Here is a 24,847-nt window from a genome sequence, read left to right as displayed (position 1 = left end):
GGGATGGAGCCTTCCGCCAGGGCCGGCTAGGCCGCCTCGGGCCGCCGGCGGCGCACGCGGGCCAGGCGCCGCAGCTTGCGCCAGAACCGGGTCTTTTCCGGCTCCGGATAGGGTTGCAGGTTCTTCACGAAGTCTTCGGCGCAGGCTTTCCATGAGAAGCCCTCGGCGAAGGCGCGCACCTGCTTGCGATCGAGCTTCAGGGCTTCCAGGCAGGCCTCGCGCAGCCCCTCTGTGGCGCTGTGGGCCAGGACGCCGGCGGTGGAGCCTGGGATGATGTCGATGGGGCCGGGCGCGGGATAGGCGGCCACCGGAACCCCTGCGGCCATGGCTTCCAGGATCACCAGGCCGAAGGTGTCGGTCAGGGACGGGAAGACGAAGACGTCTGCGCAGGCGAAATGCGCGGCCAGTTCCTCCCCGAACTTGGCCCCCGTGAAGACCACGCCCGGATAGCGCTGCTGCAACTCCTCGCGCTGTGGCCCGTCGCCCACCACGACCTTGGTGCCCGGCAGGTCGAGGCCAAGGAAGGCCTCGATGTTCTTCTCGACCGCCACCCGGCCGACCGAAAGGAAGATCGGCCGCGCCAGGCCGGCATAGACGTCGGGCTCATCCTCGCGCTTGGGATGGAACATCACCGTGTCCACGCCCCGCGACCAGACCGAGATATTGCCGAATCCGTGCCGCTCCAGCTCGTCGCGCATGGTCGGCGTGGTCACCATCATGCGGCCGGACGGCTTGTGGAACCACTTCATGTAGGCGTAGCCGGCCGCCAGCGGCAAAGGCAGTCGGGCCGAGACATATTCCGGAAAACGCGTGTGATAGCTGGTGGTGAAGGGCAGCTTCCATTCCACGCAGATCCGCCGCGCGGCCAGGCCCAGCGGCCCTTCGGTGGCGATGTGGATCGCCTCCGGCTCGAAGGCCTTGAACCGTTCCTGCACCGGCTCGTGGGCGGCCAAGGCGACCTTGATCTCCGGATAGGTCGGCAGGGGGAAGGTCTTGAACTGGTCCGGGCTGATGACCTCGACCTGGTGGCCCAGCCCTTTCAGCTCGCCGACCACGCGGGTGAGGGTGCGGACCACCCCGTTCACCTGCGGCTCCCACGCGTCCGTCACCAACAGGATGCGCATCGGCTTGTGGCCGTTCTCGTGCGGAGCGGCGACGGCCTCCCGGCCCCGCGCCGCCGGGCGGGTCGGGGCCAGGGCCTGGGCCTGCAGCCAGGCCCAGAAGGCGCCCAGAAGAGCTTCCTTGGTCGGAAAATGTCTGTAGACGGTGCGTTCGCCGACTTCGGCTTCCGCCGCGATCTCGGCGAAGCTCAGGTCTTCCAGCGGGCCGGATTCCAGCTTGCGGGCCACCGCATGCATGATCTGGTCGCGCGTCGCCTGCTTCTGTCGATCGCGCAGGCTCGAGGCGTATCGGGTCGGCGGCATCATGACAGCGGAACTGTCACCAAATCAGTCTGGCTGTCAATTGGTCGCGTCAGGCGGCGGCGGGCGTCGGCAGCAGGTCGGGCTCGTGCGCCGGCTCGGGGAAGCGGATGGTGCGGTCGATCGCCGACCAGGAGCGAAGCTTGGCCCACTCCAGGATTTCCAGCGACCCGTCCTCGTGCTCGACCAGGGCTGAACAGCTTTCCACCCAATCGCCGTCGTTGATATAGGCGATCCCGTCGATGTCGCGCATCTCCGCCTTGTGGATGTGGCCGCAGATCACCCCGTCCACGCCCCGCCGCCGGGCCTCGTCGGCCACCGCGGCCTCGAAGTTCTCCACGAACTGCAAGGCGTTCTTGACCTTGGTCTTGAGGAAAGCCGAGAGGCTCCAGTAGCCGAAGCCCATCCGTCGCCGGATGCGGTTGAAGAGGGTGTTGGCGACGATCAGCACCCGGTAGGCGTAGTCGCCGACGAAGGCCAGCCACTTGGCGTGCTGCACCACCCCGTCGAACTCGTCGCCGTGCAGCACCAGGAACCGGCGGCCGTCGGCGGTTTCGTGGATCGCGTCGCGCGCCACCACCACCCCGCCGAAATGGACCCCGACGAACTCGCGGATCCGATCGTCGTGGTTGCCGGGCACGTAGATCACCTTCACGCCCTTGCGGGCCATGCGCAGGATCTTCTGGACGACGTCGTTGTGCGCCTGCGGCCAGTGCCAGCCGGAGCGCAGCTTCCACCCGTCGACGATGTCGCCGACAAGGTAAAGCGTCTCGCATTCGATGTGCCGGACGAAGTCCAGCAGGAGTTCGGCCTGGCATCCCTTGGTGCCGAGGTGAACGTCCGAAATAAACACGCTCCGGTATTTGCGGGTCGCCGTCTCCGACACTCTCTGCCCTCCGGGCTGCAAAGGCCTGCACACCCGCTAGGCTGATTGCGTGTCATCCTCATGAAACCGTGAGCGCCTCTTTTGTCACAGGGCCTTTTGAACTATTGGTTTGCTACGACCTACCCTCCCCAGGTCTTCCGTCAACCAAGGCCCAATGGACGCCCGAACCTATCCTGCGAAGGAGACGCCGAAGTCTCGGCGTACTCGCGCGCGTATCCTGGACGCCGCCATGCGGCTGTTCTCCGAGGTCGGCTATCACGCCGCCACCAACGCCATGATCGCCGACGCCGCGAACCTGACGCGCGGCGCGATGCTCTATCACTTCGCCAGTCGTGAAGAGCTGGTCGAGGCGGCGATCGCCTATATCGAGATCGAGCGGGCGCGCCTGTTCGAGCAGGCCGCCTCCGGTCCGGTAGCGGCCGGCGTCGACGCCGCCGAGCACGCCATCGACGCCTACTGGGCGCTGCTGCACGAGATCCCGTTCGTGGCCTTCGCCGAACTCGAGGCCGCCGCGCGAACCGACACCATGCTGCGCGTGCGGCTGGCCAACGCCCAAAGCGCCTTCGACCGCAACCAGGTCGGCGACCGCTTCCTGGCCCTGGCCCAGGCCGGCGTCGATCCGCGCTTCCAGACCAGCCGCGATCTCGGCCGCTTCCTGCTGGAAGGCCTGGCCAAGGGGGCGCTGACCTATGACGAGAAGGCCCGCAAGGAACGTCTCCTCACCGTCGTGAAGCGCGCCGTCCGCGTCCTGAACCGCAAGGGCGACGTCCAGGAACTCTGGCCGGAGTAAGTTGCAGATGCTTCCCGCTGGGGGAGCTGTCGGCGAAGTCACTGAAGGCCGCCCGCAAGGACGGCTTCAGCGTAATGGTTCGAGCGAGGCCCCCGCGGCGGTTACCGTCCCTTCTCCGCCGCGATCCAGGCGTCCACCCGCTCCTCCAGCATGTTCAGCGGCATGGGGCCTGCCAGCAGCACCGCGTCGTGGAAGCGGCGGATGTCGAATCTGTCGCCGAGGGCCGCGCGCGCCTTTTCGCGCTGTTCGACGAACTTCATCTCGCCGGTCTTGTAGCCCAGCGCCTGGGCCGGCCAGGAGACGTAGCGGGCTAGCTCCACCTCGATGTTCAGCGGTGACAGCGCCGTGTTCCTGGTGAAGCACTCGCGCGCCTGGTCCAGGCTCCAGCCCTTCCAGTGGATGCCGGTGTCGGCCACCAGCCGGCAGGCGCGCCACATCTCGTAGGACAGCCGCCCGAACCGCTCATAGGCGTTGCGATAGATCCCCATCTCCCCGCCGAGCTTCTCGGCATAGAGGCCCCAGCCCTCGGTGAAGGCGCCCACGTCCGCCTCGCGGCGGAAGAGCGGCACGCCCTCGGCTTCCTGGCCCAGCGCGATCTGCAGGTGGTGGCCGGGGACCGCCTCGTGCAAGGTCAGGGCAGGCAGTTCGTAGAGCGGCCGCTGGGCGAGGTCATAGGTATTGACCATGTAGCCGCCGGCGATCCCCAGCTTCGGATTGCCCGAGAAGTACCGGCCGGTGGTGTAGACCTTTTCGATGTCCGCCGGGACCGGCCGCACGCCATAGGTCAGGCGGGGCAGGGTGGCGAACCAGCCCGGAAGCTGGTCGTCGATGCGCTTGGCGATTTCCGAGGCCTTCTCCAGAAGGTCCTGGCGGTCGGTGGCATAGAACTGCGGATCGCTGCGCAGGTAGGCCTGGAAGGCGGCGAAGTCGCCCTTGAAGCCGGTTTCGCCGATGGCCGCGTCCATCTCCTTGCGGATCCGCGCCACCTCGGCCAGCCCGTTCTGATGGACCTGGTCCGGGGTCAGGTCGGTGGTCGTGTAGATATTCACCAGCCACGGATAATAGTCATCGCCGCCCGGCAGGCTGCGCGCGGCCAGGGACTTGCGGGCCTCGGGCAGGTACTCGGTCTCCAGGAAGGTCACGAAGCGGACCTGGGCCGGCCGCACCTTGCCCGCGATCGCCGCCAGCGCCTCGGCGCGCAGGGCGGCGCGCTCGGCCTGCGGGATCGACGCCGGCAGCCGGTCGATGGGGGCCAGGAGGGGGTCGGTCTCGAGCGGCGCGCCCGCTTGAGCTCTCGCCCGCGAGATCACCTGTTCGACCGTGGATCGCGGCTGGGTGAAGCCACTCGCCGCGCCGCGCCGGGCGTTGGCGATCTCGGTGTCATAATAGGCCGGCGTGGCGTTCAGCCGGTCGATCCAGGCCCGCGCGTCCGCCGTGCTGCGCATCGGCAGCGAGGCGGCGATATAGCCCATGGTCCAGTGGAAGCCGCCGTCCGACGAGAACGGCATCCGGGCCTCGTCGAAGGCCAGGCTCCGCGCCTGCCGCTCCAGCGTCCAACCGAGAAACTCACGATTGATGCGGCCTTCCTCGGAGAGGTCGTCCGGCGTCACCGCCTTCAGCCGCGCCTGGAAGTCCTTCACGCTGGCCGCGCGCCGCGCATCGGCGGCCGGCGAGTTGTCCGGCAGCAGCGACAGGGCTGCGCGATCGCCCTGGTCGCCGGCGGCGATCGGGTTCTCGGCGAGGCTATAGGCCTCGTATTCGGAGATCAGCCGGTTCAGGGCCGCGTCGTCCGCGAGCGCAGGCGAGGCGGCGAGCGCGAGAATGAGGGCGAGCAGAGCCGGGCGCATGATCGGTCCAGTAAGTGAAGGGGACAGCCAAGCTGGCGCCCCCCCCCACCGGCCAGCCAAGGGCATTTTCAACCTGAAGGGCGGATTTGACGGCAAGGGCGCTCTTCAAGTCGCCGGCCGCCCGGTCCATGCTCGCGGTTCTTTCCGGGGGGAATCGCCGATGAGTTTCGCAACGCGCCGCAAGCCGATGCAGCCGCCGAGGCAGGACGGGCACGCCCTCGTCCGCACCCTAAGCTGGCCTCATCTCGTGGCGCTGGGCGTCGGCGCGATCATCGGCACCGGCATCTACACGCTGACCGGCGTCGCTGCGGGCCTGGCCGGGCCGGCGGTGATCCTCTCCTTCGCCCTGGCCGGCGCGGTCTGCGCCTTCGCGGCGCTCTGCTATGCGGAGATGTCGACCATGATGCCGCAGGCCGGCAGCGCCTACGCCTATTCCTATGTGGGCATGGGCGAGATGATCGCCTGGATCGTCGGCTGGAGCCTGATCCTGGAATACACGGTGGTCTGTTCCACCGTGGCGGTCGGCTGGTCCGGCTATGCGGGCGGGTTGATGCTGCAGGCAGGCTGGAACGTGCCCGAAGCGCTGCTCGCCGGGCCGCATGCGGGTGGGATCATCAACCTGCCGGCCATCCTGATCACCATCGTCGTCGCCGGCATGCTGCTGGTCGGCACTCGCGAGAGCGCCACCGTCAACTTCATCCTGGTGCTGGTGAAGATCTTCGCCCTGGCCGCCTTCGTCGCCCTGACGCTGCCGGCCTTCGACACAGCGAATTTCGAGCCCTTCGCGCCCTACGGCTTCGGAGCGGCCATGAGCGCCGACGGCGTCAAGCGGGGCGTGGCCGCCGCGGCCGGGATCATCTTCTTCGCCTTCTACGGCTTCGACGCCATCTCGACCGCCGCCGAGGAGACCAAGAACCCGGGCAAGGACCTGACCATCGGGATCGTCGGTTCGATGTTCGCCTGCACGGCGATCTACATGATCGTCGCCGCGGCGGCCCTGGGCGCCTCGCCCTATGACGTCTTTTCCAGAAGCCCCGAGCCGCTGGCCTTCATCCTGCGCGGTATGGGCCATCCGCAGGTGGCCGCGGTGGTGGCCGGCGCGGCCGTGGTCGCCCTGCCCACCGTGATCATGGTCTTCATGTTCGGCCAGAGCCGAATCTTCTTCGCCATGGCCCGCGACGGACTGCTGCCCCGCGGCCTTTCCAGGGTCGGCCGCCGCGGCGTGCCCGCGCCGGTGATCGTGCTGACCGGCATCGTAGCCGCCAGCATCGCCGGTTTCCTGCCCCTGGACGAGATCGCCGCCCTGGCCAACGCCGGAACCCTGCTGGCCTTCATCGCCACGGCGCTCGCCATGATGCTGATGCGCCGCCGCGCTCCGGACGCGCAGCGCCCGTTCCGCACGCCGCTCTGGTGGCTGGTGGGGCCGATCGCCGTGATCGGCTGCCTCTATCTTTTCACGACCCTGCCGGTCAGCACCATGATCAATTTCCTCATCTGGAACAGCGTCGGCGTGGTGGTCTATCTGGCCTATGGGCGGACCCAGAGCGCGCTGGCGAACGCCTGACTGATTTCCGGCGCTTGAAGCCGCGCCCCCGCCCGACCTAAACTTGCTTCGCCTGCTTCCCGGGCGTGAGCAGAACATCGTCCGTTTTTCAAAGGGCGAGGTCGGGACGTAGGCCGCGCCTATTCATCGGCGCACTGGGGAGCGAATGAATTCTTCGACGAAACCGGCGCCCGGCGCCCGCGGACCTGCTCCCCATGGCATGCAGGACCTGACCCAAGGACCGATCGGCAAGACGCTGATCATCTTCGCCCTGCCGGTGCTGGGGTCCAATATCCTCCAGTCCCTGAACGGGTCGGCCAACGCCATATGGGTCAGCCACGTCCTGGGCGAGGCGGCCCTGACCGCCACGGTCAACGCCAACAACATCTTCTTCCTGATGCTGGGCGCTGTGTTCGGCATGACCATGGCCGCCAACCTGTTGATCTCCCAGTCGGTGGGCGGCAAGGACCTGGCCATGGTCAAGCGGGTGGTCGGCTCGGCGACCACCTTCTTCTTCATTCTTTCGCTGACGGTCGGCGTGGCGGGCTTCCTGCTGACGCCGAGCATCCTGCGGGTGATGAACACCCCGCCGGACGCCACACGCGATGCGATCACCTATCTGCGGGTGATCTTCGTCGCCATGCCGTTCATGTACTTCTTCTCGTTCGTGATGATGGCGCAGCGGGGGGCGGGGGACAGCCGCACGCCCTTCTGGTTCTCGGTCTGCGCGACCAGCATGGACGTGATCCTAAATCCGATGCTGATCACGGGCTTCGGCCCGTTCCCGCGCCTGGGGATCGCCGGCTCGGCGACCGCCACCCTGATCTCCCAGACCGTCACCCTGACGGTGATGCTGATCCACCTCTACCGGAGCGACAGCGTCCTGATCCTCAAGCGCCAGGATTGGCGCCTTTTCTGGCCTGAGTTCGCGATCATCAGGACGTTGGTGGTCAAGGGCTTCCCCATGGCCCTGCAGATGCTGGTGATCTCAGGTGCGGCGGTGATCATGATCCGCTTCGTCAACGCCTACGGCTCGCAGACGGCGGCCGGCTACGGCGCGGCCATCCAGCTCTGGACCTACATCCAGATGCCCGCCATGGCGCTGGGGGCGGCGGTGTCGTCGATGGCCGCCCAGAACGTCGGCGCCGGCCGCATGGACCGGGTCAGCGAGGTGGCGCGCAAGGGCGTCATGATCGCCGCCCTGATGACCGCCATTCCGGTCGCCCTGATCTATTTGGTGGAGCCCTGGGTCCTGCTGCTCTTCCTGCCGGCGGGCAGCGCTTCGATCCCGATCGCCATCCACATCAACGCCTTCGTGCTGTGGGGCTTCATCCCCTTCGGCATGGCCTTCATCCTCAACGGGATCATCCGGGCGACAGGCTCGGTCTGGCCGCCGCTGATCGGCCTGCTGATCTCCATGTGGTTCGTGCGCGTCCCGTTCGCGCACTATCTTGAACCCCACCTCGGCCAGGACGCCGTCTGGTGGAGCTTCCCGCTGGGCTCGATCATGTCGCTGGTCCTGGCCGCCGGCTATTACCGCTTCGGCGGTTGGCGCAAGGCTCGGCTCATGGCCGGGATCCCGCGCGGCGCCGCGCCCGACACGGGCATGGCCACCCCCGCGGTCGCCGAGGAGACCGAGGCGGTGGAAGAGGCTGCGCACGTCACGATTCCCGCCAAGGCGCCGGCCGAGTAGGGTAGGGCGTAGAAAAACGCGGCCCGGCCGCCTGCTGGACGTTGCGTCAAGCAAACAAGCGTTTGATAATGTCCACAGGGTCGGACAGCTAAGGGGCTGTCCGGGCGCAGGATTTGACGTCGGCTGCGCGGCCGACCATACCGATTTTTGGAAAATCCGGCCGTTCGGGCGGATGAATGGGAGATGTTAGATGGCTTGGGATTTCGAAACCGACCCCGAATTCCAGAAGAAGCTCGACTGGATCGAGGACTTCATGCGCGAAGAGGTCGAACCCCTCTCGCAACTGGGCCTCGCTGTCCGGGGTTCGCTGGGCCGCGAGAAGTTCATCAAGCCGCTGCAGGAGAAGGTTAAGGAACAGGGCCTGTGGGCCTGCCACCTCGGCCCCGAACTCGGCGGCCAAGGCTATGGCCAGCTCAAGCTGGGTCTCATGAACGAGAAGCTGGGCCGCAACAGCCTCGCCCCGACCGTGTTCGGTTGCCAGGCGCCGGACACCGGCAACGCCGAGATCATCGCCCACTACGGCACCGACAAGCAGAAGGAAAAGTACCTCTGGCCGCTGCTGAACGGCGATATCCGCTCGGCCTTCTCGATGTCGGAACCGACCGGTGGCTCCGATCCGCTGACCTTCAAGACCCGCGCCGTGCTCGACGGCGACGAGTGGGTCATCAACGGTGAGAAGTGGTTCTCGACCAACGCCCGCTATTCGCAGGTGCTGGTGCTCTATGCGATCACCGACCCGGACGCCAAGGACCCCTACCGCCGCACCTCGATCTTCCTGGTGCCCACCGACACCCCCGGCGTGGAGATCATCCGCAACGTCGGCGTCGGCACCGGCGAGATCGGCGGCGGTAGCGAAGGCTACGTGCGCTACAACAACGTCCGCGTGCCCTACGACGCCCTGCTGGGCGAGCGCGGCGCTGCGTTCGTGATCGCCCAGGTCCGTCTCGGCGGCGGCCGCGTGCACCACGCCATGCGCACCGTCGGCGCCTGCAAGCACGCTCTGGACCTGATGTGCCGCCGCGCCGTCTCGCGCACCACGCGCGATGGCAAGCTCTCCGACCTGCAGATGGTCCAGGAGCAGATCGCCGACAGCTGGATCGCGGTCGAGCAGTTCCGCCTGCTGGTGCTGCGCACCGCCTGGCTGATCGACAAGCACAAGGACTACAACCTGGTCCGCAAGGACATCGCGGCCATCAAGGTGGCGATGCCCAAGGTCTACAACGACGTGGCGACCAAGGCGGCCCACCTGCACGGCGCGCTGGGCGTCTCCAACGAAATGCCCTTCATGCACATGGTGACCTCGTCGCTGGTCATGGGCATCGCCGACGGCCCGACCGAAGTGCACAAGGTCACCCTGGCCAAGCAGGTCCTGAAGGACTACCGCGCCGACAACGACCTGTTCCCGAACTACCACATCCCGCGCCTGAAAGAGGCGGCCGAGGAGAAGTACGCGACGGAACTGAAGGAACTCCGCGAGGCCTACAAGGCCCAGGGCGCGGAGCGTGCCAAGGCGTCCGAAAACGCCTGATAGGACTTCCAGCCGACGAGCATCGGTCTACTGTGGGCGGCTCCTTCCGGAGTCGCCCTTTTTTCTTTGAGTTTTTCACATCGAGGATTTCGTGAGCGACGTAGAGACCCAGACCGCCCCGTCAGTACCCGTTTGGCCTGTGATGACCGTGGCCGAGGCTCATGCCCGCCTCACCGCCCCGGGAGAGCGCTTCGAGATCGAGGAAAAGGTGATCCGCGGGATCGCCACCCGCACCTGGAAGAACGCGCCTCCGACCCTCCGCGACATCTTCCTCAACGGCCGGACCTTCAAGGATCGCGAGTTCCTGGTCTACGAAAACGACCGCGCCACCTTCGAGAGCTTCGCGCGCGCCACCATCGCCCTGGCGCACCAGCTCCAGGCCGATGGGGTGAAGAAGGGCGACCGGGTCGCCGTCATCATGCGCAATCTGCCCGAATGGCCGGTGGCCTTCTGGGCCGGGATCCTCGCCGGCGCCATCGTCACGCCGCTGAACGCCTGGTGGACCGGGCCGGAGCTGGAATACGGGCTGGCCGATTCCGGAACCAAGATCGCCATTGTCGATGACGAGCGCCTGGAACGCATCCAGGATTCCTTCGGCGCGCTGCCGGGCCTGGAGAAGGTCTATGTCCCGCGCCTGCCGGGCGAGCCCGCCGATCCGAAGGTGCGCCGCCTGGAGGACGTGATAGGCAAGGTCAACGACTGGGGCCGACTTCCCGACCGCCCGCTGCCCGACGTGCCGCTGGCGCCGGAGGATGACGCGACCATCCTCTACACCTCGGGCACCACCGGGAAGCCCAAGGGCGCGCTCGGGACCCATCGCAACATGACCTCGAACATCATGGCCGGCGGGATTTCCGCCTCGCGCAACTTCCTGCGCGCCGGCCTGCCCCTGCCGGAGTCCGATCCGCACAAGCTGCCCCAGCGCGTCGGCCTGCTGGTGGTGCCGATGTTCCACGCCACCGGCTTGTCGGCCAACCTGTCGCCCAACCTCAATTCCGGCGGCAAGATCGTCCTGATGCGGCGCTGGGACGCCGAGCAGGCCATGCAGCTCATCGAACGCGAGAAGGTCGGCTCCACCGGCGGCGTGCCGACCATCGCCTGGCAGCTCATCGAGCACCCGGCGCGGGAGAAGTACGACCTCTCGTCCCTGACCTCGGTGGCCTATGGCGGCGCGCCCTCGGCGCCGGAGCTGGTCCGCAAGATCGTCGAGACCTTCCCCGCCTCGCAGCCCGGCAACGGCTGGGGCATGACCGAGACCACCGCCACCTTCACCTCGCACATGGGCCGGGACTACGAGAATCGCCCCACCAGCGCCGGGCCCGCCGCGCCGGTCGGCGAGATGCAGATCCGCGATCCGGCCGACGGCAAGACCGTCCTGCCGGCCAATGCGGTGGGTGAGCTGTGGGTGAAGGGGCCGCAGGTGGTGAGGGGCTACTGGAACAAGCCCGAGGCCACGGCCGAAACCTTCGTCGAGGGCTGGCTGCGCACCGGCGACCTGGCGCGCCTCGACGAGGAGGGCTTCCTCTATATCATCGACCGGGCCAAGGACATGCTCATCCGCGGCGGCGAAAACATCTACTGCGTCGAGGTGGAAAACGTGCTGTACGACCACCCGGACGTGATGGACGCCGCCCTGGTCGGCAAGCCCCACAAGACCCTGGGCGAGGAGCCCGTGGCCGTGGTGCACCTGAAGCCGGGCGGAACCGCGGACGAGGCCGAACTCCAGGCCTTCGTGCGCAGCCGGCTGGCGGCCTTCAAGGTCCCGGTCCAGGTGGTGTTCCTGCCGGAAATGCTGCCGCGCAACGCGAACGGCAAGATCGTGAAGACCGAGCTGAAGAAACTGTTCGAGGGGTAGGGAATGAGTTCGCGAAAGCCGCTGATCGTCGGTATCGGCGGCACCGTCCGTCCCGGCTCGACATCTGAGCGCGCCCTGGCCGTGGCCTTGCGCGCGGTCGAGGCCGGCGGCGGCGAGACGCGGCTGCTGGGCGGGGACTTCCTCGCCCGCCTGCCGATCTTCAATCCGTCCGACCACACCCGTGATCCGGCGCAGCTCGAGCTGGCCGAGGCCGTGCGGGCCGCGGACGGCCTGATCGTCGCCAGCCCCGGCTATCACGGCTCCATCTCGGGCATGATCAAGAATGCGCTGGACTCGCTGGAAGTCCTGCGCGACGACGCCCGTCCTTATCTGACCGATCGCGCCGTGGGCTGCATCATCACCGCCGACGGCTGGCAGGCCGCCGGCACCACTTTGACCGCGCTGCGATCGATCATACATGCACTGCGGGGCTGGCCGACGCCGTTCGGCGCGGCCCTGAACGCGGCGTCGGGCCTCTTCGACGCCGACGGCGCCTGCATCGAGGCCAAGGATGCTTGGCAGCTTGCGACCGTCGGCGAGCAGGTGCTCGACTTCGCCAAGATGAAAGCTGGACTATGACCCGCCCGCACCTCGTCAATCCCGCCAACGGTTCCAGCGACGCCGAGGCGCCGCACGAGTCGGCGATCTCCCCGATCGAGGACATCATCGAGGACGCCCGCAACGGCCGTCCTTACATCCTCGTCGACGCCGAGGACCGGGAGAACGAGGGCGACGTCATCATCCCGGCGCAGTTCGCCACGCCCGAACAGATCAACTTCATGGCCAAGCACGCCCGCGGCCTGATCTGCCTGTCGATCACCGGCGAACGCGCCCGCGCCCTGCGCCTGCCGCCGATGGCCGTCGACAATCAGTCCGGCCACGGCACCGCCTTCACCGTCTCGATCGAGGCGCGGGAAGGGGTCACCACCGGCATTTCCGCCCACGACCGGGCCCATACCATCGCCGTGGCGGTGGACCCGACCAAGGGCGCCGACGACATCGTCTCGCCCGGCCACGTCTTCCCGCTGGTCGCCAAGGACGGCGGCGTCCTGGTCCGCGCCGGTCACACCGAGGCGGCGGTGGACATCAGCCGCATGGCCGGCCTCAACCCGGCCGGCGTCATCTGCGAGATCATGAAGGACGACGGGTCGATGGCCCGCCTGCCGGATCTGATCTCCTTCGCCCAGCTTCACGGCCTGAAGATCGGGACCATCGCCGACCTGATCGCCTATCGTCGCCGCACCGAGCGCCAGGTCGAGCGTGTGCTGGAGACGCCCTTCGACAGCGCCTACGGCGGCCGCTTCCGGATGATCATCTACCGGAACATCCTCGACAAGACCGAGCACGTAGTCCTGACCAAGGGCAAGATCGACCCCGACAAGGCCACCCTCGTGCGCATGCACCGGGTCGATATCGCCGCCGACATGCTCGGCCACGCCGAGACGCGCCGGGACTATGTGCCGAAGGCCCTGGAGGCGATCTCCGCCTACGAGGGCGCGGGCGTCGCCGTGTTCATCCGCGACTCCAACCCGGCCTGGCTCTCCGAGCGCTACGGCGCGGAGACCGGCGCCGACCACGGGGCCAATGTCCTGCGGGACTATGGCGTCGGGGCGCAGATCCTGCTGGACCTCGGCGTGCGCGACATGGAGCTGCTGTCCAACTCCCAGACCGTCCTGCCGGGCTCCGGCGGCTATGGCCTGCGGATCGTGGGGCGCCGTCAGTTCGACTGAGCGCGGGTCACAGCCGCGCGCGGAACACCCAGTGCGGCCAGACCTGCTCGGCGTGAAGCTTGCGCTTCATGATCAGGTCCTCGACGGCCTCGGTGGCGCCGATGCACGAGGGCGCGTCGGCGTCGTCGTAGACGAGGTAGCCGCCCCGCGCCATACGCGGCCAGACCGCGTCCTGGGCGTACTTGACGCCGGAATAGATGTCGCAATCGATGTGCGCGAGGCCGAAGCGCGGGCGTGACTTGGCGATCCCGGGAAAGGTATCCTGGAACAGGCCCTTCACCACCACGAGGTTCGTCAGGCCCAGGGCGTCGCGGCGATCCAGCAACGCCTCGTAGGAGGTGTCGCTGAAGTCCCCCTTGGCGTGCAGGTCGCGCCCGGCGTCGGTCACCGGCATGCCCGCGAAGGTGTCGCAGGAATAGACCTTCGCGGTCGGGTCGATCTCCCACATCACCCGAGCCATGAACAGCGCATTGCCTCCGCGATAGGAGCCGAACTCGATCACGTCCTTGCCCTCGAGCCGCTCCAGGAAGCGCGTCAGGATCAGGAAGAGGTTCATCCGCTTGGCCTCGACCATCACCGACCACCCGCCGGACGCCTCCAGCCCCGCCTGGTAGAGCGGGCTGCGGGCCACCTGCTCGGCCAGGCCCGCATGCATCAGGCCCCAGCCGCGCTGGTAGCCGTCATGGATCGAACGGCCGCGCACGACGCGGGCGGGCGTGCCGATTTCGGGGAGGGCGATGGCGGTCATGGCGACATTGCTACCGGGCTTGCGCGATTCGGCAATCGTAGTTCGTTGAACGAGTTATGCTGTTGTCGCCTCGATGAGTTGCTGGCTCGTGCAGCGCTTGGCTCGCGAGGCCTTGCGCAGGTCGTCCAGCCGCGCCCGCAGCTTGGCGCTGCTCTTGGGCGGAGCGGGGTAATAGGAGGCGGGCGAATAGAAGGCCTGGGCGCTCGCCCCTTCGCGGCTCTGGCGTTCCCGGCGCGCCGCCGTGAAATAGGCCCGCTCCGTGAGGCTCAACTCGGTCGCAAGCTCGCGACAGGACCAGGCGCTGAAATCGGCCTGGGGCGCGGCGCTGGCCGCGACCTTCGCGTTTGGCGTGGCGCATGCCGACAACACGGCTGCGGCGGCGATCGGCAGGACCGCTGCTCTCATTTCCCAGGCCCTCCCTAAAGGGTCGATGTTTTCACCACCTTGGCACGACTTTCGCCGATGTCGCCAGGGAACAACCGCCGGCCGATCGCTTTCCCTTGAGTGCTTGACGGAGGCGCGGCTGGTGACGGCGCTCAGGATCGGCTGCTCGGGTTGGGCCTACCGCGATTGGGTGGGGCCCTTCTATCCGAAGGGGACCAGGTCCAAGGACCTGCTGACCTTCTACGCCAGCCGGTTCGACACCACCGAGATCAACGCCAGCTTCTATCGCCTGCCCAGCGCCAAGGTCGTGGCTGGCTGGGCGGCCTCGGTTCCCAAGGACTTCTGCTTTTCCTGGAAGGTCAGCCGCTACATCACCCACAACAAGAAGCTCCGCGACTGCGCGGACTCCATCGATCTGGTCTACGATCGGATGAGCGGGCTGGGAGACCGGGAGGGGCCGTCGCTGATCCAGTTGCCGCCCGGCCTGCGGCGGGACGATGCGCGTCTCGCCGATTTCCTGGACCTGCTGCCACGCGGCCGTCATGTGGTCGAGTTTCGCCACTCCAGTTGGTTCGAGAAGAGGGTCTTCGACCTGCTGGCCGACCGTGGGGTCAGCCTCTGCATTTCCGACCATCATCATGCGCCCGCGCCCTGGGAGAAGACCGCGCCCTTCGTCTATGTGCGTGGTCATGGGCCGGGCGGCCGGTATCGCGACCGCTATCCGCAAGCAGAGCTCAAGTCCTGGGCGGTCCGCATCCGGCGCTGGAGGCGGCAAGGGGCCGATGTCTACGCCTACTTCGACAACGATATCAAAAGCGCGGCGCCGGCTGATGCGGCCCTTCTCAAGCAGTTGATCGCAAGCTGAGCCGGAGCAATTGTCGTTTTCTTGCGGGCAGAACGGGCCTATATGACGTTCTGCTTGATCGCACCGCCCGGCCGAAAGGCCGGGCGCCGTCATTTTGGAAAGACCGTTATGACCGACATTCTGATGCCGAAGGCGACCGCCGTCTGGTTGGTCGACAACACGTCCCTCACCTTCGATCAGATCGCCGACTTCTGCGGCCTGCACCCGCTGGAAGTAAAGGGCATCGCCGACGGCGAAGTGGCGCGCGACATCCGCGGCGCCGACCCGATCGCCAATGGCCAGCTTTCGCGCGAGGAGTTGGACAAGGCGCAGAACAATTCGAAGTACCGCATGAAGGCTCAGAAGAGCCGTCACGCCGAACTGCTGAAGCCGGTGAAGAAGGCCCCGCGCTACACCCCCGTGTCGCGCCGTCAGGACCGTCCGGACGCCATCGCCTGGTTCATCCGCAACCACCCGGAAGTGGCCGACAGCCAGATCGCCCGCCTGCTCGGCACCACCAAGGCCACCATCGACCAGGTGCGCAACCGCAGCCATTGGAACGCGGCCAACATCAAGCCGGTCGATCCGGTCACCCTCGGTCTCGCAACCCAGCTCGAACTGGACGCCGTGGTGCGCAAGGCCGCCGAAAAGAAGGCCAAGGACGACGCCCGTCGCGGGATCGTCGACGGCCCGACCCTGGAGCCGGCCTCCGAGACCGGCGCCGCCTTCGCCGAAGACGACCAGCCCTACGAGGCGGAGCGTCCGCTGTTCGACCAGGGCGAGGACGACGAGGACTAGGTCCGAAAAGGGGGCTGCGCGGCAAGCGCAGCCGACCCTGTCGGTCGCCTCCGGGGACCCGTGGAAGCGACCGAGCAGGGCCGTCTGGCGTCCGGCCCCACCCTCGCGGACTGGAAGTGAAGGTCGCTAGTGGGCTTGTGCGCCCAGGGCTTCCATCTCTTCCTTGAGCTTCAGCTTCTTGCGCTTCAGCTCCTTCAACCGCATGGCGTCCGCAGCCGGTCTCATGGTTTCTTCCCGGATCGCCTGTTCGAGATTCTGATGCCGGGCGCCAAGTTCACGGATACGGGCTTCGACGGCCATGACGTGTCATCTCCTTGTCGAATTACTTCGACTAAGGAGTGAACACCCGCTGGTTTGGCCTGTCAGATCACATATGTTTGCAGTCCGGCATCGGCCGCGGACGCCTTGAAACCGGGCGCGGAGTGACAAGTCATGAGCAGTCATGGGCAGTTCCGGGCATGAGCGGTTCTGAGCGCTCGCGCCTGGTGGTCGGTGTCTCCGGCGCCAGCGGCGTGGTCTACGGCCTGCGGGTCTTGGACGCCTGCCGCGAACTGGGCGTCGAGAGCCACCTGATCTTCTCCAAGGCCGCAGCCCTGACCCTTTCCCAGGAAACGTCCCTGACCTTGGCCGAGGCGCAAGGCCGGGCGGACGTGGTCCACAAGGTCGGCGACATCGGGGCTTCGATCTCCTCGGGCTCCTTTCCGACCCTGGGCATGGTCATCGCTCCCTGCTCGGTCCGCTCGATGAGCGAGATCGCCACCGGCGTGACCTCGTCCCTCCTGACCCGCGCCGCTGACGTCACCCTCAAGGAGCGGCGGCCCCTGGTCCTGATGGTGCGCGAAAGCCCGCTGCATCTGGGCCACCTGCGCACCATGGTCCGGCTGGCGGAGATGGGGGCGGTGATCGCCCCGCCTTTGCCGGCCTTCTACGCCAGGCCGACCAACCTGGAGCAGATGGTCGACCAGTCGGTCGGTCGAGCCCTCGACATCTTCGGCCTCTCTTGGCGGCCGGTGCGCAGATGGGGCGTCGACCTCGGGCCGCTCGCGGATACGGAGGCCTGACTTGGCGATCTGGGAGTGGGCGCTGGGCGCTTATGCGCGTCCCGATGTCTCCGAGGCCTGTCTGGCCCTGCAGGACGATCACGGCCAGAACGTCTCGCTCCTGCTCTGGGCCGTCTGGGCCGAGACCTCCGACGCCAGGCTGCTCGCTTCCGCGGCCCAGACGGCGCGGGCCTGGGAGGCCCGGGTGCTCGCGCCGATCCGCGAAATCCGCCGGCGGCTCAAGCCCTCCTTTCCGCCCATCGACGAGCGGGCCCGTGAGGGCCTGCGCGAAGACATCAAGGATGCCGAGCTGCGCGCCGAACGGGTGCTGCTGGAGACCTTCGAGCAAATGACCGAGAGGCCGGGGGGCACGCCGGCCCTCGAGGCTCTTCGAGCGGCGTCCCGCGCCTGGGGAAAACCGGCTTCCGACGACGCCCTGGCTCGCCTGGCGCGCGCCCTGAGCTAGCGCGCGTTCCGCAAAAGTGGAAACCGGCTTTTGCGATCAGAACGCGCTCAACCTTTTGAATCTAGAGCACGATTCAGCGATCGGACGATTCCGTCCGATCGCATCGTACTCTAGGCCGGCGTGGGTCTGCGTGGCATGATGGCGTCAGTGCTGGGGCGGGTGATGGCATGAACGACGACGACAGCAACGATCCTGAGGCCAGGCTCGAGGCCCGGCTCCATGCGTTGACCCAGGAGCATGCCGACCTGGGCGTGGCGGTCGACGCCATCGCCGTGTCGCCGGTGCCCGACATGATGGTCATCGCCCGCCTGAAGCGGAAGAAGCTTTCCCTGAAGGACGAGATCGAGCGCCTCAAGGATCAGCAGACGCCCGATATCATCGCCTGACGGGGCCTAGCCCATCTTGAAGACGCAGAACTTGTTGCCGTCCAGGTCGCGGAAATAGGCGCCGTAGAAGTTGGGCATCCGCTCGCCGGGCGTCCCTTCGCAGGCGCCGCCGGCGGCGAGGGCGGCGGCGTGCACCTGGTCGACCACTTCGCGCGACGGGCTGGCCAGCGCCACCATGGCGCCGTTGCCGGCCGAGGCCGGGCCGCCGTCATAGGGCGTGCAGACGGCGATCGCCCCGGCGCCGCCTGGCGCGCCATAGAACTGCATCCGGTCGCTGGCCATGGAACGCTTGGCGCCCAGCGGGGCGAGCACGGCGTCATAGAAGGTCTTGGATTTCTCCAGGTCGTTGGCGCCGACCGTCATGTAGCCGATCATGGTGTTTCCCCTTTTTCTGCTCTGTTCGAGCCGGGGACCTTTAGCGCGGTGACGTGTGCGTCATGGAAGCGACTTCTGCCTGGCGGCCGACGATCGAGCCGCGCCGCTCGCGCTTGCTGATGAACATCGAGGCGTCGGCTTCCGACAGCAGCGAGTCCGCCGCCAGCTCCTGGGAGATCTCCCGCACGCCGAAGGAGATATGCAGCGGGGCGGTCCAGGCGCCGAACCGGATCGGCGTGGCCTCGATCGCGCCGGCCAGGGCCTCGGCCTTGGCCATGGCGGTCGGACGGTCGGCCTGGGCCAGGATGACCGCGAATTCGTCGCCCCCCATCCGCCCGACCACGTCGCTCTCGCGCACATGGGACAGCAGCCGCTCGGCGACCGCGCACAGGCAGGCGTCGCCCGCGGCATGACCGTAGCGGTCGTTCACCGCCTTGAAGTCGTCCAGGTCGAAATAGACCAGGCTCGCCGGCGATCCGTAGCGCTGGGAGAAGGTCCGGACCCGCGCCAGCTCGCGCATGAAGGCGCGCCGGTTGAGAAGGGGGGTCAGCGGGTCGCGATCGGCCAGTTCCTCCATCTCGCCGAGCCTGACCTTGAGCCGCGCCACCTCGCCACGCAGGTCGTCGATCTCCGACAGCAGGGTCAGCAGGGCGGCCTGAACCTGCGGGGTCAGCTCGGCCTCCGACAGGCCAAGGAACGCGGTCCTGTCCACCTGAGCGGCCATCCGGGCGGCCGCCTGGGCGCCGGCGTGTACAAGCGCTCGCTTGCGGATCGCCGAGAATGGCTCGGTGCGCGCGCTGGTGACCTTCATGACAGCCCTTCAAAGCCCAGCCGTAAACCCGGCGCTAACCATATCGATTAGGAAATTGAACCTCCTCGCTTGCGGGCGCAAGGGCGGCGCCTATACTCCGCGCCTTTCCGCGAAGGGGCATTGGGGAATGAGCGCAGGAAACGCGCCGGTCGCCATCATCATGGGCAGCCGCTCGGATTGGCCCACCATGAAGGCTGCAGCCGACTGCCTCGAAGCCCTCGGGGTGGCTTACGAGGCCAAGGTGGTGTCCGCCCACCGCACGCCCGACCGCATGTACGAATTCGCCAAGGGCGCCAAGGCGGCCGGCTTCAAGGTGATTATCGCCGGCGCCGGCGGCGCAGCGCACCTGCCGGGCATGACCGCCTCCCTGACCGAGCTGCCGGTGCTCGGCGTTCCGGTCGAGTCCAAGTCGCTCAAGGGCATGGATTCCTTGCTTTCCATCGTCCAGATGCCAGGCGGGATTCCGGTCGCCACCCTGGCGATCGGCGAGCCTGGCGCCCGCAACGCAGGCCTTCTTGCCGCCCAGATCCTGGCGCTTTCGGATGAGGCCCTGGCCCAGCGCCTTGCCGACTTCCGCGCGCGCAACACGGCGAGCGTCGCCGAAACCGTCGAAGACTGAGCACGACCATGCCCGCCCTGCCTCTGCCCCCCGGCTCGACGATCGGGATTCTCGGTGGGGGGCAGCTTGGACGCATGCTGGCCCTGGCTGCGGGGCGTCTCGGCTTCGACGTCGCCATCCTCGAGCCCGAGCCCAATGCGCCGGCCAGCCGCGTCGCCGCCCATACGGTGGTCGGCGCCTATGACGATCCGACCGCCCTGGCCGAGCTGGCCAAGCTGGCCAGCGTCGTCACCTACGAATTCGAGAACGTCCCCGCCGCGGCGGTCGAGCACCTGACCTCGCTCGGCGTGCAGGTCGCCCCGGGGGCGCTCGCCCTGGCCGTCGCCCAGGACCGCGTGGCGGAGAAGACCTTCCTCAACGGCGCCGGCGTCCCGACCGTCGCCTTCGCCGCCGCCGACAGCGCCGAGGCTGCGCGCGAGGCGGTCGCGGCCATGGGCGCGCCGGTCCTGATGAAGACCCGCCGCGAGGGCTATGACGGCAAGGGCCAGCGCTGGGTCGAGCACATCGCCGACGCGCCGGCCGCCTTCGAGGCGGTGGGCGGCAAGCCGGTGATCCTGGAAGCGCCCGCCGACTTCGTGCGCGAGCTCTCGATCATCGCCGCCCGCGGCCGCGACGGCGGCATCGCCGTCTATCCCCTGGCCGAGAACCACCACGAGAAGGGCGTCCTGCGCCGCTCCTTCGCCCCGGCCGAGGTCTCCAAGGACACCGCCGCCCAGGCCGAGCGCATCGCCGCCCAGATCCTCGGCGCCCTCGACTATGTGGGTGTGATCGGCATCGAGCTCTTCGAGATGCAGGGTGGCAAGCTGCTGGTCAACGAGATCGCGCCCCGGGTCCACAACACCGGCCACTGGACCATGGACGGCTGCGAGGTCGACCAGTTCGAACAGCACATCCGCGCCGTCGCCGGCTGGCCGCTCGGCCCGACCCACGCCCACGCCAGGGTCGAGATGCTGAACCTGCTGGGGGACGAGGCCTCCGCCTGGGCCAAGCTCGCTGGCGAGCCCGAGACCCGCATCCACCTCTACGGCAAGCACGAAGCCCGCCCCGGCCGCAAGATGGGGCACATCAACCGCCTGCGGCCCTTGTAGGGTTTGAGATCGGAGCGGCCTGGCCTGACGGCTGTCCGCCCCGAGCGCGTCTACCCCTCCGCCGGGATCGCCGACAGCGCCTCTTCCAGTTCCAGGAAGCTCGGCTGCGCGCCGGAGGGCACGCTGCCGCGGCCGATCTCCACCGAGATCTGGGCGGCGTTGCCGTGCAGGTGCGCCACCAGCACCGACTGGATGATCTTGTAGTAGGAGCCTTCCTCCTCCACGACCTCGCGCAGGCGGTTGGCCATCGGTCCGACCAGGCCGTAGGCGAGGAACACCCCGAGGAAGGTCCCGACCAGGGCCGAGCCGATCATCCCGCCCAGCACTTCCGGCGGCTCGGTGATAGCGCCCATGGTCTTGATGACCCCCAGCACGGCCGCGACGATGCCCAGGGCGGGCAGGGCGTCGGCCAGGCTCTGCAGGGCGGCCGCCGGCGCCAGCGCCTCGTGATGGTGCTTCTCGAGCTGCTTTTCCATGGCGTCCTCGACCTGATGCGGGTCCTCGAGGTTCATGGTCATCATCCGCAGGGTGTCGCAGATGAAGTCGACGGCGAAGTGGTCCTTCATCACCTTGGGGAAGCGCGCGAAGATCGTGCTCTCCCGCGGCGTCTCGATGTGGCTCTCCAGGGCGATGACGCCCTTGGATTTCATGGTCTTGGTCAGCAGGAACAGCAGCGAGAGCAGGTCGCGGTAGTCGTTGGCCTTCCATCTCGGCCCGCTGAACACCTTCCCGAAGCCCGCCCCGGTCCCCTTGATCACCGGCAGCGAGTTGGCGATCAGGAACGAAGCGACGCCCGCCCCGCCGATCGCCATCATCTCGTGCGGAAGGGCATGCAAGATCACCGCGAGGTTGCCTCCGGAGATCAGAAAGCTCCCGAACACCAGTGCGAAGAGCAGCACGATGCCGATAATCTGAAACATAGGAAAAAGCGTCCCCGCGACTGTCGCCGGCCACCATGCAGATTAATGCTTAATGGCCCGTATGTTCCTGCGGAGAGCGTTTGCGCATCGGCTCGGGGCGGCTTAACAGCCTTCGCATGCCCAAGTTCGTTTCAGCGCCCGCGGGTCTGCCGAGAGGCGTCTTCGCTACCATTTTCGGCGTCTCCCTGGTCACGGCCATGGGCAATACCGGCATGATATCCGTATTGCCGGCCATCGGCCGTTCGATCGGCATTCCCGATCCGATGGTGGCGGCGATCTTCTCGCTTTCGGCCTTGCTCTGGGCCGCCTCTTCGCCCTTCTGGGCCAAGGCTTCCGACCGCTACGGACGCAAGCCCCTGATGCTCATCGGGCTCTCCGGGTTCATGGCCTCGATGATCGCCTGCGGCCTGGTGGTCAGCGCGGGGCTGCTGCATCTGGCGACGCCCATGGTGATCTTCGGCCTGTTCCTGTTGGCGCGGGCGCTGTTCGGCCTGTTCGGTTCGGCCTCGAACCCCGCGACCCAGGCCTATGTGGCCGAGCACACCGCGCCCGAGCAGCGCACCCAGTCGATGTCGGCCCTGGCCGGCGCCTTCGGCCTCGGCACCGTCATCGGCCCCTTCGTCGCGCCCCTGTTCGTAATTCCTGGGGTCAAGATCGACCTGGCCGGCCCCTTGTTCGGCTTCGCCCTGCTGGCGGCGGCCATGCTGTTCGTGGTCTGGAAGTTCCTGCCTGAAAGCACCCACATGCCCGCCGCGCCGGTGAAGGCTGAGCCCGCCATCGGGACCATGGCCGGCGAGGCGGTCATCAAGGAAAGCCCCATGTGGCTGGACCGCCGGGTGCGCCCCTTCCTGATCTACGGCTTCATCGTCGCGGTCTGCCAGACCGCCCAGGCCCAGACCCTCGGCTTCCTGATCATCGACAAGCTGCACGTCAGCCCGACCGCGGCCCAGGGCTACATCGCCATCGCCATGATGTTCGGCGCGATGGCCGGCCTGCTGGCCCAGTGGGGCATCATCCGCATGTTCGATATGACCCCGCGCCAGCTCCTGCGTTGGGGCGTCGGCGTGGCCGCCCTCGGCAACCTCATCGTCGCTTTCCAGCCGAGCTACGCGGCCGTCGTCGCCGGCTACGCCATCGCCAGCCTCGGCTTCGGCCTGGCCCGGCCCGGCTTCACCGCCGGTTCCTCGCTGGCGGTCGACATGCACGAGCAGGCCCGCGTCGCCGGCGCCATCGCCGCGGTCAACGGGGTCAATGTCGTGCTCGCCCCGGGCTTCGTCTGGCTCTATGAGCACGTCGCCCCGGCTCCGTTCCTGATCTGCGCGGCCCTGCTGGCCGGCATGCTGGTCTTCGCCTTCCGCAACCAACAGCTCCGCAACGCCGACCCCATGCCCGCCACCCGGGCCGACGCGGCCATCGCGACCCTGGAAAAGAGCGACGAAGGCGGGGTTTGAGCGCTTGGGGTCTAATTCCCCCGCGTCATCCCGGCTTCGGCCGCGGGCCGAAGACCGGGACCCATGAACACCAGATTTCTCAAATGCGGCTAAGCGGCGCCGTCTTCGTCGAGCACGGCGCGTATGGGTCCCGGTCTTGCTTCGCAAACCGGGATGACACCTTCGTTTCGGGGGGCGGCGTCTGAGGGGCTTCTCTTTGACGAGCGCCTCAGTTCTGCGCCGGCAGCGCTCCGGCCTCGACGTTCAGCCGCCGCACCATCTCCGCCGAGAGGTAGCCGTCGGCCACTAGGCCACGGGCCTTCTGCCAGGCGCGCAGGGCGGTTCGGGTGTTGACGCCCACCACCCCGTCAGGCGCGCCGGGGTTGAAGCCCAGCCTGGCCAAGGCCGTCTGCGCCGCGATCCGGTCGCCGATCGCCATCGGCTGCTCCACCGGCCATGCCGCCACCAGCGGCCCGCCGCCGGCGAACCGGTCGGCCAGCAGGCCGATGCCCAGCGCATACGAGGTGGAGTTGTTGTACTTGCGGATCGCGAAGTGGTTCGGGAACAGCAGGAAGACCGGCCCGCTCGCCCCGGCCGGCGCGACGAGCTGGGCCGGCGCTCCCTGCTCTGACGGCTTCCAGGCCTGTCCGTCCGCCGTCCGCACCCCCAGGCCTTCCCAGTAGCTCACCGGCTCCCTCGGGCCTTCCGTCAGGCTGTAGTCGAAGCCCTGGGGCAGGGCGACTTCCCGCGCCCAGGCGCCGCCGCGTTGCCAGCCGCCCTTGGCCAGCAGGTTGGCCGCCGAGGCCAGGGCGTCGTTGGGCGAACGCCAGATGTCGCGCCGGCTGTCGCCGTCCGCGTCGACCGCTGTGGAGAGATAGTTCGAGGGCAGGAACTGGGTCTGGCCCATGGCGCCCGCCCAGGAGCCTTTCAGTTGCGTCCTGGTGGCCTCGCCCGACTGGATGATCCGCAGGGCCGAGATCAGCTCGCCCTCGGCCCAGGCGCGCCGGCGGCCGTGATAGGCCAGGCTCGACATGGAACGGACCACGTCGAAGTCGCCCTGGACCGCCCCGAATGCGCTCTCCATGGCCCAGACCGCCATCAGGATGTCCCGGGGCACGCCGTACTGCTGCTCCACGCTGTCCCAGAACGGCAGCTCGACCCGATAGCGCTGGCCGCGGGCGATGCGCTCGTCGCTGACCACGCCCTTTATATAGTCGCCGATCGGCTTGGAGAATTCCGGCTGGGCCGAGTCCAGGCTGATCACCCGCGTGTTCGGGGTCAGGCCGGCCAGCTCGCGGTCCACGACCATGGTCGAAAGCCCTGCGGCGACCGCCTTGCTGCGGAAGGCGTCGCGCCAGGCGTCGAAGCCCGCATCGCCGGAGGTCGCCGGGGCGATCGGCGCGCTGGGCTGTGCAGGCGCCTGGGCGCTCGGCGCCGGTTGCGGGGCGTGCGGCGCAGGGGACGGGGCAGGGCTCGCGCAGCCGGCGAGCAGGAGGACAATAAGAACGCGACGTGCCATGAAGGTCAGCCTAGCGGCGCCCGTAAAACCCCTCAATCACAAGGCCGTCATGGCTTTCGCGTTGACTCTTCTGGCCCCGGCCCGTATACGCGCCCGCTCTTAGACAACAACCGGACCTGGTCCGGA

The 24,847-nt window shown here is 67.8% G+C and carries 25 protein-coding genes and 1 pseudogene; 15 read left to right on the top strand and 11 right to left on the bottom strand.

Going from position 1 to position 24,847, the window contains the following annotated elements; all coding sequences use genetic code 11:
- Positions 1-26 precede the first annotated feature (26 nt).
- The 3 genes and pseudogenes from ABID41_RS06270 to ABID41_RS06260 form a co-directional block, all read right to left on the bottom strand.
- Positions 27-1,124 (bottom strand): glycosyltransferase family 4 protein, encoded by a 1,098-nt coding sequence (locus ABID41_RS06270; protein WP_331929088.1) that lies wholly within the window; start codon positions 1,122-1,124, stop codon positions 27-29.
- A gap of 111 nt (positions 1,125-1,235) precedes the next feature.
- Positions 1,236-1,358, bottom strand: a pseudogene (locus tag ABID41_RS06265) (TetR family transcriptional regulator); the annotation flags it as partial.
- Positions 1,359-1,473: 115 nt separating this feature from the next.
- Positions 1,474-2,307 (bottom strand): UDP-2,3-diacylglucosamine diphosphatase, encoded by an 834-nt coding sequence (locus tag ABID41_RS06260; RefSeq protein WP_331929078.1) that lies wholly within the window; start codon positions 2,305-2,307, stop codon positions 1,474-1,476.
- 154 nt (positions 2,308-2,461) lie between these two features.
- Here ABID41_RS06260 and ABID41_RS06255 point away from each other — a divergent pair, with 154 nt between their 5' ends.
- Positions 2,462-3,097 (top strand): TetR/AcrR family transcriptional regulator, encoded by a 636-nt coding sequence (locus tag ABID41_RS06255; RefSeq protein ID WP_331929080.1) that lies wholly within the window; start codon positions 2,462-2,464, stop codon positions 3,095-3,097.
- 101 nt (positions 3,098-3,198) lie between these two features.
- Here the strand turns inward: ABID41_RS06255 and ABID41_RS06250 are convergent, their stop codons facing one another.
- On the bottom strand, positions 3,199-4,944 hold the full coding sequence (locus ABID41_RS06250) for a DUF885 domain-containing protein (protein WP_354297305.1): 1,746 nt from the start codon (positions 4,942-4,944) through the stop codon (positions 3,199-3,201).
- Between the two features lie 160 nt (positions 4,945-5,104).
- On the opposite strand from ABID41_RS06250, the gene ABID41_RS06245 reads away from it, so the two are divergent.
- From ABID41_RS06245 to ribB, 6 genes are all read left to right on the top strand, one after another.
- Positions 5,105-6,508: an amino acid permease gene (locus ABID41_RS06245; RefSeq protein ID WP_331932789.1), complete on the top strand. Its 1,404-nt coding sequence runs from the start codon at positions 5,105-5,107 to the stop codon at positions 6,506-6,508.
- 145 nt (positions 6,509-6,653) lie between these two features.
- Positions 6,654-8,180, top strand: coding sequence for an MATE family efflux transporter (locus ABID41_RS06240; protein WP_331932790.1), 1,527 nt, complete (start codon positions 6,654-6,656; stop codon positions 8,178-8,180).
- A gap of 190 nt (positions 8,181-8,370) precedes the next feature.
- A complete protein-coding gene (locus ABID41_RS06235) occupies positions 8,371-9,708 on the top strand; it encodes an acyl-CoA dehydrogenase family protein (RefSeq protein ID WP_331932791.1) in 1,338 nt (445 codons plus the stop codon).
- 142 nt (positions 9,709-9,850) lie between these two features.
- Positions 9,851-11,563, top strand: a complete 1,713-nt coding sequence (locus ABID41_RS06230; protein WP_331932802.1) for a class I adenylate-forming enzyme family protein — start codon at positions 9,851-9,853, stop codon at positions 11,561-11,563.
- 3 nt (positions 11,564-11,566) lie between these two features.
- Entirely contained in the window at positions 11,567-12,142 is a 576-nt protein-coding gene (locus ABID41_RS06225) for an NADPH-dependent FMN reductase (RefSeq protein ID WP_331932792.1), read from the top strand.
- On the top strand, positions 12,139-13,293 hold the full coding sequence (gene ribB, locus ABID41_RS06220) for a 3,4-dihydroxy-2-butanone-4-phosphate synthase (protein ID WP_331932793.1): 1,155 nt from the start codon (positions 12,139-12,141) through the stop codon (positions 13,291-13,293). Before ABID41_RS06225 ends, ribB begins: the two co-directional genes overlap by 4 nt.
- 7 nt (positions 13,294-13,300) lie before the next feature.
- On the opposite strand, the gene ABID41_RS06215 is transcribed toward ribB, so the two are convergent.
- Both ABID41_RS06215 and ABID41_RS06210 read right to left on the bottom strand, forming a co-directional pair.
- Complete coding sequence (locus tag ABID41_RS06215) at positions 13,301-14,041, bottom strand: TylF/MycF/NovP-related O-methyltransferase (protein ID WP_331932794.1); 741 nt, start codon at positions 14,039-14,041, stop codon at positions 13,301-13,303.
- A gap of 54 nt (positions 14,042-14,095) precedes the next feature.
- Entirely contained in the window at positions 14,096-14,446 is a 351-nt protein-coding gene (locus ABID41_RS06210) for a hypothetical protein (RefSeq protein ID WP_331932795.1), read from the bottom strand.
- Between the two features lie 121 nt (positions 14,447-14,567).
- Between ABID41_RS06210 and ABID41_RS06205 the strand changes: the two genes are divergently transcribed.
- The gene (locus ABID41_RS06205; RefSeq protein ID WP_331932796.1) at positions 14,568-15,290 is read left to right on the top strand and encodes a DUF72 domain-containing protein; all 723 of its coding nucleotides are present in this window, start codon (positions 14,568-14,570) and stop codon (positions 15,288-15,290) included.
- A 108-nt stretch (positions 15,291-15,398) separates the two neighbouring features.
- The gene (locus ABID41_RS06200; RefSeq protein WP_331932797.1) at positions 15,399-16,067 is read left to right on the top strand and encodes a DUF1013 domain-containing protein; all 669 of its coding nucleotides are present in this window, start codon (positions 15,399-15,401) and stop codon (positions 16,065-16,067) included.
- A gap of 126 nt (positions 16,068-16,193) precedes the next feature.
- On the opposite strand, the gene ABID41_RS06195 is transcribed toward ABID41_RS06200, so the two are convergent.
- Positions 16,194-16,367, bottom strand: coding sequence for a DUF465 domain-containing protein (locus tag ABID41_RS06195; RefSeq protein WP_331932798.1), 174 nt, complete (start codon positions 16,365-16,367; stop codon positions 16,194-16,196).
- A 158-nt stretch (positions 16,368-16,525) separates the two neighbouring features.
- On the opposite strand from ABID41_RS06195, the gene ABID41_RS06190 reads away from it, so the two are divergent.
- From ABID41_RS06190 to ABID41_RS06180, 3 genes are all read left to right on the top strand, one after another.
- Positions 16,526-17,128, top strand: a complete 603-nt coding sequence (locus ABID41_RS06190; protein WP_331932799.1) for a UbiX family flavin prenyltransferase — start codon at positions 16,526-16,528, stop codon at positions 17,126-17,128.
- Position 17,129: 1 nt separating this feature from the next.
- Positions 17,130-17,573, top strand: a complete 444-nt coding sequence (locus ABID41_RS06185; RefSeq protein ID WP_331932800.1) for a TIGR02444 family protein — start codon at positions 17,130-17,132, stop codon at positions 17,571-17,573.
- Positions 17,574-17,740: 167 nt separating this feature from the next.
- The gene (locus ABID41_RS06180; protein WP_331932801.1) at positions 17,741-17,959 is read left to right on the top strand and encodes a YdcH family protein; all 219 of its coding nucleotides are present in this window, start codon (positions 17,741-17,743) and stop codon (positions 17,957-17,959) included.
- Between the two features lie 6 nt (positions 17,960-17,965).
- Here the strand turns inward: ABID41_RS06180 and ABID41_RS06175 are convergent, their stop codons facing one another.
- Entirely contained in the window at positions 17,966-18,334 is a 369-nt protein-coding gene (locus tag ABID41_RS06175; RefSeq protein WP_354297304.1) for a VOC family protein, read from the bottom strand.
- A gap of 40 nt (positions 18,335-18,374) precedes the next feature.
- A complete protein-coding gene (locus ABID41_RS06170; protein WP_331928720.1) occupies positions 18,375-19,145 on the bottom strand; it encodes a GGDEF domain-containing protein in 771 nt (256 codons plus the stop codon).
- A 127-nt stretch (positions 19,146-19,272) separates the two neighbouring features.
- Between ABID41_RS06170 and purE the strand changes: the two genes are divergently transcribed.
- Positions 19,273-19,764 carry a 5-(carboxyamino)imidazole ribonucleotide mutase gene (purE, locus tag ABID41_RS06165; RefSeq protein ID WP_331928722.1) on the top strand — a complete coding sequence of 164 codons (492 nt, stop codon included), beginning with the start codon at positions 19,273-19,275 and terminating at the stop codon, positions 19,762-19,764.
- 8 nt (positions 19,765-19,772) lie between these two features.
- Positions 19,773-20,852, top strand: a complete 1,080-nt coding sequence (locus tag ABID41_RS06160; RefSeq protein ID WP_354297303.1) for a 5-(carboxyamino)imidazole ribonucleotide synthase — start codon at positions 19,773-19,775, stop codon at positions 20,850-20,852.
- A gap of 50 nt (positions 20,853-20,902) precedes the next feature.
- On the opposite strand, the gene motA is transcribed toward ABID41_RS06160, so the two are convergent.
- Positions 20,903-21,772 (bottom strand): flagellar motor stator protein MotA, encoded by an 870-nt coding sequence (gene motA / locus ABID41_RS06155; RefSeq protein ID WP_331932562.1) that lies wholly within the window; start codon positions 21,770-21,772, stop codon positions 20,903-20,905.
- Positions 21,773-21,888: 116 nt separating this feature from the next.
- Here motA and ABID41_RS06150 point away from each other — a divergent pair, with 116 nt between their 5' ends.
- Positions 21,889-23,223, top strand: coding sequence for an MFS transporter (locus ABID41_RS06150; protein ID WP_331932563.1), 1,335 nt, complete (start codon positions 21,889-21,891; stop codon positions 23,221-23,223).
- Between the two features lie 208 nt (positions 23,224-23,431).
- Here the strand turns inward: ABID41_RS06150 and ABID41_RS06145 are convergent, their stop codons facing one another.
- A complete protein-coding gene (locus ABID41_RS06145) occupies positions 23,432-24,721 on the bottom strand; it encodes a lytic murein transglycosylase (RefSeq protein WP_354297302.1) in 1,290 nt (429 codons plus the stop codon).
- Positions 24,722-24,847: the final 126 nt, after the last annotated feature.

Source organism: Phenylobacterium koreense (assembly GCF_040545335.1).
GTDB classification, from domain to species: domain Bacteria; phylum Pseudomonadota; class Alphaproteobacteria; order Caulobacterales; family Caulobacteraceae; genus Phenylobacterium; species Phenylobacterium koreense.
Note: the sequence above shows the minus strand (reverse complement) of the source record. Positions and strands in the feature narration are given on the sequence as shown.